The following is a 6,380-nucleotide window of genomic DNA, read 5'->3' on the forward strand; positions in this document are numbered from 1 at the left end:
GTAGGACGCCGCCGAACTAATTGTAGAGAAAACCCCCGTGCCCTTCGGCACGGGGGTTTTCTGCGTTTAGGGTCGCATCATGCGATACGACTTGGTCATCTTCGACAACGACGGCGTCCTGGTGGACAGCGAGCCGATCTCCAACACGATCCTCGCCGCCTACCTGACGGAACTCGGCCACCCCACCTCGTACGAAGACTCCCTGCGGGACTACATGGGCTCCGCCCTCCACCGCGTACACGACACCATTCTTGAACGGACCGGGAAGCGGCTGCCCGGGGACTTCGACGACGTCTTTCACGGGCGGGTCTTCGCGGCTTTCGAGCGGGAACTGCAGCCGATAGAGGGAGCCGTCGAGGTATTGGAGAAGCTCGCCGCTGACGGTGTCGCCTACTGCCTGGCCTCGTCCGGAAGCCACGAACGGATTCGCGTCGGGCACCGCAAGACCGGGCTCGACACATGGTTCGACGAGGGGCGGATCTTCAGCTCCCAGGACGTGGGGCGGGGGAAGCCGGCGCCCGATCTCTTCCTGCACGCGGCCGAGCGTATGGGGGTCTCACCCGACAAATGCGTCGTCGTGGAGGACAGTCCGCTGGGCATCCAGGCCGCGGTGGCAGCCGGGATGGACGTGTGCGGCTTCACGGCCATGACACCGGCCGAACGACTGCGAGGCGCCAGCCAACTCTTCGGCGACTTCCGGGAACTGCCCGACCTGCTGATCTGATGGCGAGAGCCGAGCAAAGTCGGGTGGTGATCCATCTACCCCGGAGTAGGCCGGGGACCTACGCTTCGCTGCCATGACGGAAACGCTGCGCCGCGGCAGGGCCTCGCTCGCGTTCGGCTTCTCGGTGCAGGGCGTCACCTTCGCGCTGCTGGTGACGCGGATACCCGCCCTGCAGGACCAGTACGGGATATCCGACGGCCTGCTGCCCGTCTTCCTGGCGGCCGTGCCCATCCTGGCCGGTGTGGGGAGCGTGTGCACCGAGCGGCTGGTGAGGAAGGTGCCGCCCAGCCGGGTGCTGCGGTGGTCGCAGCCCGTGGTGCTGCTCTCGCTGCTCGGAGCGGGCGCCGGAGACGCGATGTGGGAAATCGCCGTCGCCCTGGGGATGTTCGGGCTCGCGGTGGGGGCGCTGGACGCCTCGATGAACATGCTGGGAGTGAGCCTCCAGCGGGCCTACGGACGCAGCATCATGCTCGGGTTCCACGCGGCGTACAGCCTGGGCGGGATCGTGGGGGCGTCGCTGGCGTGGGCGGGGGCGCACTGGGATCTGTCGCTGCTGGTGTCGTACTTGCCGGTGGTCGTGGTGCTGTTGCCTGCGGCGCTGGTGGGGAGCCGGTGGTACGTCGACGCGGGCGGCGGCGAGCCGGGCGGTGCCGCCCACGCCGCGGGCCGCGGCCGCGAGGGCGACGCGCAGCCCGTGAAGGCCGGCGCCGGGGGCGGTGCGACGTTGGGCGCGACGGTGAGTTTCAAGGTGCTGTTGCCGCTGTGCCTGGTGATGACCTGTGCGTACATCGGGGACTCGACCGTCTCCAACTGGAGCGCGAAGTATCTCCAGGACGTGCTGGGGAGTTCGGAGCAGCTCGCGACGGTTCCGTACAACGTCTACATGGTGATGAACCTGGTGGGACGGGGAGCCGGGGACCTGGGGGTGCGGCGGTTCGGGGCCGTCGCCGTGGTGCGCGGCGGGGCGGTGGTCGGGGCGGTCGGGTTCGGTGTGGTGGCTGTGGCGCCGGGGGCCTGGGTGGGGATTCTCGGGTTCATGTTGCTGGGGATCGGGCTGTCCGTGATCGTGCCGCAGACGTTCGCGGCGGCGGGGCGGCGCGCATTCGAGTGCCACGGCCCCGGGGCCTCGGACGCGGCGGTGGCGCGGCTGAACGTCTTCAACTACGTGGGATTCCTGATCGGTTCGCCGTTGGTGGGCGGGCTCGGGGACGCCTGGAACTACCGCGGGGCGATGGTCGTTCCCATGGTGTTGGTGCTCGTGACCTTGTTGTACGCCCGGTCGTTCGCCCCCGAACCGGACCGATACGGTGACGGACATGAGCGGCCGCGCACAACTGATGTGGGACGAGGCAGTAACGGGCTATGACTTCGGTCCGGAGCACCCCATGGACCCGGTCCGGCTCGCGCTGACGAGAAGCCTGATCGACGCCTTCGGGCTCGACCGCGACCTGGACGTGGTCGCGGCGAAGCGCGCCGGTGAGTCGACGCTCGGCCTCGTGCACCGCGAGGACTACGTGGCCGCCGTGAAGGCGGCCTCCGTGGATCCGGCTTCCGCGCGCGGGGAGTATGGGCTGGGGACGGAGGACGTCCCGGCCTTCGTCGGCATGCACGACGTGTCGGCGTTGATCGCGGGGCAGTCGGTCGGAGCCGCCGAGGCGGTGTGGCAGGGGGACGCCCTGCACGCGGTGAACTTCGCCGGCGGGCTGCACCACGCGATGCCGGGCGGCGCCTCGGGGTTCTGTGTGTACAACGACGCAGCCCTCGCCATCGCGCGCCTGCTCGAACTGGGCGCCGAGCGCGTCGCCTATGTGGACGTGGACGTGCACCACGGGGACGGAGTGCAGGCCGCGTTCTGGGAGGACCCGCGGGTTCTGACGATCTCGTTGCACGAGCACCCTCGGGCGCTGTTCCCGGGGACCGGGTGGCCCGAGGAGACCGGGGCGGAGTGCGCGGCGGGAAGTGCCGCGAATGTGGCGCTGCCGGCGGGCACCGGGGACGAAGGGTGGGTGCGGGCGTTCCACGCCGTGGTGCCGGAGCTGCTTGCGGACTTCCGGCCGCAGGTCCTTGTCACCCAGCACGGAGCGGATACGCACTTCGAGGATCCGCTGGCGCACCTCGCCGTCTCGCTGGACGCGCAGCGGGCCGTGCAGGTCGCGTGCCACGAGCTGGCCCATGAGTACGCGGACGGGCGGTGGGTCGCGCTCGGCGGGGGTGGATACGCGGTGGTGGACGTGGTGCCGCGGTCCTGGACGCATCTGGTGGCGGTGGCCGCGGGGCGGGAGATCGAGCCTTCTTCGGTGGTGCCTGAGGCGTGGCAGCAGGAGGTGTACCGCCGGGTGCGGGTGCTCGCCCCTGGGCGGATGACGGATGGGCGGTGGCCCGTCGGATGGCGGGGGTGGGACGAGGGGTACGACCCCGCGGACCGGGTGGATCAGGCCGTGTTGGCCGCCCGGCGGGCTGTGTTTCCGTTGCGGGGGTTGTTGGCGTAGGGGGTTTTTCCCCAATCCCGCCCCTTCCCGAAACCGGGGGCTCGCTATCGGCGCTCCGCGCCTCGTCCTCAAGCGCCGGACGGGCTGATACAGAGCTGAGGTGCGTAGGTTGCGTCAGGGTTAGCCCGACTGTGCGGTGTTTTCAGGGTTTTCGGGGTCCCGTGTCGGTATATGCGGCAGCATCGGGGCGTGTTGAGCACCGGAGCGTTGCGCGCGCATCTGCTGGCGGCCCGGCTCGCCGGGCCCGTGGCCACGACGCGGGAGGAGAGCCTGCGGAGCTACCGGCTCTTCGCCGCGCGGGACCCCCGGATACTTCTCGGGCTCGACCCCGAATGGACCTGGGGCGCGGGAGACTTGCTGCGGCTCATGGCGGACAAGTGCGGGGTCTCCGACGACCCCCGGCACACCACGGGTGCCGACGTCATCGACCCGGAGCGTACGTTGGCAGCGCTCGAGGCGTTCGCCGAGCGGCTGCAGGACGCGGCCAGGCGGCGGCTTCCCGTGCTGCTCGGGACGGGACACCCGCACCGGCTCCTTGGCTTCTACGCCGCCTTGGCCGAGGCGTTGTCGGCGGCCGGATGCACGGTTCTCACCCCGGCGCAGGGTTGCTGTATCGACATAACGACCCGGTTCGGCCTACGCACGTACAACCTTGACTACGTACAAGGTGTCGCGCTGGTGCGCGAACCCGGCGTGCGTCCCACCGGGAGTGAGACCGGCGCGCACAGCCATTCTCCGCTGCCGGTTCGGCGGGCTCTGGTGGCCCAGGCCGAGTCCGGGGGACCCCTGCCCGAGCTGGTCATCGGGGACCACGGATGGGTCTGCGGAGCAGGTCAGCTCGGGTTTGAGGCGATCGGTCTGGCGGATACGGACGATCCGGCGCTGTTCGTCGGAGAGGCGGAGGGGCGGGTGTCCGTCGTCGTTCCGCTTGATGACGCTGTGCGGTCTGATTACTACCGACCGCTTACTCGCTATGTACTCAATCGAGCGTGTCTGTCACAGTAAACGGCCGATGGCAGCTCCTCTTCCCCACTCGCATCACCCGCCCCTACTCTGGGGAGTGAGCGCACAGCGACGAGGAGTCACCGGAAGGGGAAGCCGGTGCGCGTCATGTGCGGAAGGTTCAGGTGTGTCATGGCTGCTGACCAGAGGCCTCTCAGCGAGGTTGCGTTCCTGACCGTGGCGGAGGTCGCCGCGGTGATGCGAGTCTCGAAGATGACCGTGTACCGGCTGGTACACAGCGGTCATCTGCCCGCAATCCGGGTCGGAAGGTCCTTCCGGGTCCCGGAGAACGCGGTTCACGAGTACCTTCGCGACTCATATGTGGGGGTGGAGACGGCCTGATCGAGCTCCCTCGATTACAGGCTCGGCGCCGGGGCGGGTAGGCTAGGCCGACGTAGGTCGTGTGGGCCCAGTCTGCTGCCCCGCACCGAGTGAGAATGAAGTGAGCGAGGGTAGTCGTGGGCTCTGTTATCAAGAAGCGGCGCAAGCGGATGGCCAAGAAGAAGCACCGCAAGCTGCTGAAGCGCACGCGCGTTCAGCGTCGCAACAAGAAGTAAGCGGCCGCTGACGTCAGCGAACGCAAGCGAACGTAGTGAAGCCCCGCCACCATCCGGTGGCGGGGCTTCACTACGTCCGGGGGCTGCTTCCGGGTCGCCACGTTCCAGGGAATCCCCGTCATAGGGGATTCAATAGTTCAAAGCCGGGCGAACGGCTTGATCTTTGCGGCGAAGTGTGTCCGTCGTCACTTCGTGCGTATCGCGGTCATCACAGCGCAACATCCACCCGCTAGCGTGGGCCACAGACATGGTGCTCAGACGTGACGCGGGGCCGCAGCACGCTGACGCCACGCGGGCTGGGGAAAGGCGGCGCTGATCTTGGGCAAGGTCGTGCTCGTGACCGGGGTGGCCCGGCAACTGGGCGGCAGGTTCGTCCGGCGTATCCAGCGCGACCCAGAGGTCGACCGGGTCGTCGCCGTCGACGCCGTCCCGCCCGAGCACCATCTCGGCGGCGCCGACTTCGTGCAGGCCGACATCCGGCAGCCCACGATCACCAAGGTCCTCGCCGAGCACGGCGTCGACACGGTCGTCCACATGGACGTGACGGGCACCGCGCTGGCCGGCGGTAGCCGTGGCTCGGTCAAGGAGACCAACGTCATCGGCACGATGCAGCTGCTCGGCGCCTGCCAGAAGTCGCCGCGGGTGAAGCGTCTGGTGGTGAAGTCGAGTACCAATGTGTACGGCTCGGCGCCCCGCGACCCCGCCGTCTTCACGGAGACCACGCCGCCGAAGTCGCTGCCCAGCGGTGGTTTCGCCAAGGACACCGTCGAGGTCGAGGGCTATGTGCGCGGGTTCGCGCGGCGGCGGCCGGATGTCGCGGTGTGTGTGCTGCGGTTCGCCAACATCCTGGGCCCGGCCGCGGATTCGCCGCTCGCCGAGTATTTTTCGCTGCCTGTCCTGCCGACCGTTTTCGGCTATGACCCGCGGCTGCAGTTCGTGCACGAGGACGACGCCATCGAGGTGCTGCGCCTGGCCTCGCACGACCCGGAGCGCGGGACGCTCAACAGCGGCACGTTCAACATCGCCGGGGAGGGGCTGCTGCTGCTGTCGCAGTGCGCCCGCCGGTTGGGGCGGCCGACGCTTCCGGTGCTGCTGCCCGCCGTCACCTGGGTGGGCACGGCACTGCGCACGCTCGGCGTCACGGACTTCTCGCCGGAGCAGATCCGGCTCCTCACCCACGGCCGGGTCGTGGCCACCCGGCAGATGCGCGAGACACTGGGATTCCGGCCCAAGTACACGACCGCGGAGACCTTCGCGGACTTCGTACGCAGCCGGGGCCCCGGCCTGCTGCCGCCGACGGCGCTCGCGGGGGCCGTCGACAGGGTCGCGGCGCTGCCGTTCGCGGGCGGCGGCGCGAGGTCCGGTGCCGATGGGGGCGCCGGACGCAGAGCCGACAACAGTGCCCACCACAGCGCCAACTGAGGAGATCGTCAACGATGGCGGACGCCAAGGTCATTCCGTTCGACGACGACCGCTCGCGTGGGGGCGGCCAGCGGCCGGGGCGCCGCAGGTCCGGGCCGCGGCGCCCGGGCGACGGGGCGAAGGTGCGCGAGGTCAAGGCGGTCCCCGGCCGGCGGAACGCGGAGGTGCCGGACGGCGCCGCGCCGG

The 6,380-nt window shown here is 69.6% G+C and carries 7 protein-coding genes and 1 pseudogene; all 8 read left to right on the forward strand.

Features of this window, described 5'->3' with window-relative positions; translation table 11 throughout:
• Positions 1–79: 79 nt before the first annotated feature.
• A complete protein-coding gene (locus STRAU_RS25940; protein ID WP_037661930.1) occupies positions 80–724 on the forward strand; it encodes an HAD family hydrolase in 645 nt (214 codons plus the stop codon).
• A 73-nt stretch (positions 725–797) separates the two neighbouring features.
• Entirely contained in the window at positions 798–2,090 is a 1,293-nt protein-coding gene (locus STRAU_RS25945; RefSeq protein ID WP_016643370.1) for an MFS transporter, read from the forward strand.
• Positions 2,041–3,213, forward strand: a complete 1,173-nt coding sequence (locus STRAU_RS25950) for an acetoin utilization protein AcuC (protein ID WP_037661934.1) — start codon at positions 2,041–2,043, stop codon at positions 3,211–3,213. The genes STRAU_RS25945 and STRAU_RS25950 overlap by 50 nt, the downstream gene beginning before the upstream one ends.
• Before the next feature lie 189 nt (positions 3,214–3,402).
• Complete coding sequence (locus tag STRAU_RS25955; protein WP_016643372.1) at positions 3,403–4,218, forward strand: phosphatase; 816 nt, start codon at positions 3,403–3,405, stop codon at positions 4,216–4,218.
• 129 nt (positions 4,219–4,347) lie between these two features.
• The gene (locus tag STRAU_RS25960) at positions 4,348–4,557 is read left to right on the forward strand and encodes a helix-turn-helix domain-containing protein (protein WP_157164103.1); all 210 of its coding nucleotides are present in this window, start codon (positions 4,348–4,350) and stop codon (positions 4,555–4,557) included.
• A gap of 116 nt (positions 4,558–4,673) precedes the next feature.
• Entirely contained in the window at positions 4,674–4,772 is a 99-nt protein-coding gene (locus STRAU_RS40560) for a 30S ribosomal protein bS22 (protein WP_003948845.1), read from the forward strand.
• 318 nt (positions 4,773–5,090) lie between these two features.
• Entirely contained in the window at positions 5,091–6,194 is a 1,104-nt protein-coding gene (locus STRAU_RS25965) for an NAD-dependent epimerase/dehydratase family protein (RefSeq protein WP_016643374.1), read from the forward strand.
• A 14-nt stretch (positions 6,195–6,208) separates the two neighbouring features.
• Positions 6,209–6,380 (forward strand): annotated as a pseudogene (locus STRAU_RS43880) (glycerol acyltransferase); the annotation flags it as partial.

The sequence above is a fragment of the Streptomyces aurantiacus JA 4570 genome (assembly GCF_000414115.1).
GTDB lineage: Bacteria > Actinomycetota > Actinomycetes > Streptomycetales > Streptomycetaceae > Streptomyces > Streptomyces aurantiacus_A.